At 72.9% G+C, this 2697-nt stretch carries 3 protein-coding genes; 2 read left to right on the top strand and 1 reads right to left on the bottom strand.

Annotated elements, in window-relative coordinates:
* On the top strand, window positions 1–261 hold a 261-nt coding region (locus tag VF825_RS18510; RefSeq protein ID WP_331116142.1), incomplete at its 5' end, for a hypothetical protein.
* Window positions 262–283: 22 nt separating this feature from the next.
* Here the strand turns inward: VF825_RS18510 and VF825_RS18505 are convergent.
* Window positions 284–1648 (bottom strand): cystathionine beta-synthase, encoded by a 1365-nt coding sequence (locus VF825_RS18505; protein ID WP_331116140.1) that lies wholly within the window; start codon window positions 1646–1648, stop codon window positions 284–286.
* A gap of 182 nt (window positions 1649–1830) precedes the next feature.
* Here VF825_RS18505 and VF825_RS18500 point away from each other — a divergent pair.
* A partial coding sequence (locus tag VF825_RS18500; protein WP_331116138.1) for an SGNH/GDSL hydrolase family protein occupies window positions 1831–2697 on the top strand: 867 nt, incomplete at its 3' end.

Genomic DNA, 2697 nt, shown 5'->3' with positions numbered 1-2697 from the left:
CCGGGGCCGGTCTGGCCCACGGTGGTGGCCGGGCTCGGCGGGGCGCTGGCGTCGTTCGGGCTGCTCGGCTACGTGGCCAGCGGGCTGGCGCCGGCCGCGTTCGCCAGCAGCATCCTGCTGTTCGTGCCGGTCGACCCGGTGACCAACACCGTCTGTGTCGTCATGGGCCTGGCCCTGACCACCCTGGCGTCACGCCACTCCACCCCCGGACACGCATCAGCCCGCGTTTCCGGGCCGAGGCGGGCCGGAAACGCGGGCTGAGCGGTGTTCGGACGGGCCGTCCTCAGTCGACGAGGAAGCCCAGCAGGTCGGCCCGGGTCAGCACGCCGACCGGCTTGCCGTCCTCGATGACCATGATCGCGCCGGAGGTCTCCAGCTCGTGGCGGGCCTCGGACACCGGCTCGCCGGCACCGACCAGCGGCAACGGCTTGCCCATGTGCTTCTCGACCGGGTCGGCCAGGTGCGCCTCTCCGGTGAACAGCGCCTCGAGCAGGTCACGCTCGCTCACCGCGCCGGAGACCTCGCCGGCCATGACCGGCGGCTCGGCGTTGACGACCGGCATCTGCGAGACGCCGTACTCGCGCAGGATCTCGATCGCGTCGCGCACCGTCTCCGTCGGGTGGGTGTGCACCAGGGCCGGGATGTCGCCGGACTTGGCGTGCAGCACCTCGCCGACCGTGCGCTGGCCGACCTCCTTGAGGAAGCCGTAGGACGCCATCCAGTCGTCGTTGAAGATCTTGGACATGTAGCCGCGCCCGGAGTCCGGCAGCAGCACGACGACGACGTCGTCGGGGTCCAGGTCCTTGGCCGCGCGCAGGGCCGCGACGACCGCCATGCCGCAGGAGCCGCCGACGAGCAGGCCCTCCTCGCGGGCCAGGCGCCGGGTCATGGCGAAGGAGTCGGCGTCGCTGACCGCGATGATCTCGTCGACCACGGACGGGTCGTAGGCGGTGGGCCAGAAGTCCTCGCCGACGCCCTCGACCAGGTAGGGGCGCCCGGTGCCGCCGGAGTAGACCGAGCCCTCGGGGTCGGCGCCGATGACGCGGACCGCGCCCTCGCTGACCTCCTTGAGGTAGCGACCGGTGCCGCTGATCGTGCCGCCGGTGCCGACGCCGGCCACGAAGTGGGTCACCTTGCCCTCGGTGTCGGCCCAGATCTCGGGGCCCGTGGTGGCGTAGTGGCTGTTGGGGCCTTCGGGGTTGGCGTACTGGTTGGGCTTCCAGCCGCCCTCGGTCTCGCGCACCAGCCGGTCGCTGACCGAGTAGTAGGAGTCGGGGTGGTCCGGCGCGACCGCGGTCGGGCAGACCACGACCTCGGCGCCGTACGCCCGCAGCACATTGCGCTTGTCCTCGGCGACCTTGTCAGGGCACACGAAGATGCACTTGTAGCCCTTGCGCTGGGCCACGAGCGCCAGGCCGACGCCGGTGTTGCCCGACGTCGGCTCGATGATCGTGCCGCCCGGCTTGAGCTCGCCGGAGGCCTCCGCGGCCTCGACCATGCGCAGCGCGATGCGGTCCTTCACGGACCCGCCGGGGTTCATGTACTCGACCTTGGCCAGCACCGTGGCGGTGATGCCCTCGGTGACGGCGTTCAGCTTGACGAGGGGCGTGTTCCCGACGAGGTCGGCGATGTGTTCGGCGTACTTCACGCCCCCCATCGTCTCAGACTCCGGACGGTGCTTCTCCCCCGTGGCCGACGGCGCGTCCACCTGTGCCGACCCACCTTGCGTACGAGGGCATCCCACGGCACATTCGGCGGATGTCCCTCGTTACCGTGGTGGAGCCGCGAGGGCACCCGGTGGGACACGATCGACACGCGAGGTGAGGCTTGATGGGCAGGGCACGACGCGCACGCAGGATCGCAGCCACCGCCGCCTACGGCGGTGGCGTCGGCGCTGCGGGCATCGGCGCCCTCGGCCTGATCGGCTTCGCGGTGCTCAAGCTCGAGGCCAAGCTCGCCCGCCGCGTCGTCGGCCAGCCCTTCGACGGCTCCCCCGACGACAACGCCGTGTATGGCGCGGGGCTGGGTGAGCCGGTCCAGCTCGTCGTCCTCGGCGACAGCTCCGCGGCCGGGATGGGCGCCGACAGCGCGCACCAGACCGTCGGCGCGATCGTCGCCAACGGCGTGTCCGCCTTCATGGGCCGGCCGGTGCGGCTGACCAACGTGGCCGTCGTCGGGGCCGAGTCCTCCGGGCTGGAGGTGCAGCTGGCCAACGCCCTGGAGGAGGTGCCGCACCCCGACATCGCGCTCATCATGATCGGCGCCAACGACGTCACCCACCGGATCGACAAGGCCGTCGCCGTGCGCCACCTCGAGCAGACGGTGCGCTCGCTGCGTGCCGCCGGGGCCGAGGTCGTCGTCGGCACCTGCCCGGACCTGGGCACGATCGAGCCGGTCGCCCAGCCGTTGCGGCTGCTGGCCCGCCGCTGGTCCCGCGACCTGGCCGCCGCCCAGACCGTCGCGGTGGTCGAGGCCGGGGGCCGCACCGTGTCCCTCGGTGACCTGCTCGGCCCGGAGTTCGCCGAGCGTCCGCACGAGCTGTTCAGCGCCGACCGGTTCCACCCCTCCCCCGCCGGCTACGCGCGCGCCGCGGCCGCACTGCTGCCCAGCGTGTGCGCCGCCCTGGGCCTGTGGGGCGCGGCCGACGACCACCGGGTCCCCGACGCCCGCCGGGGCGAGGGCGTCAGCCCGGTCGCC

The sequence above is a fragment of the Oryzihumus sp. genome (assembly GCF_036391795.1).
In the GTDB taxonomy this organism is placed as follows: Bacteria; Actinomycetota; Actinomycetes; order Actinomycetales; family Dermatophilaceae; genus Oryzihumus.
Note: the sequence above shows the minus strand (reverse complement) of the source record. Positions and strands in the feature narration are given on the sequence as shown.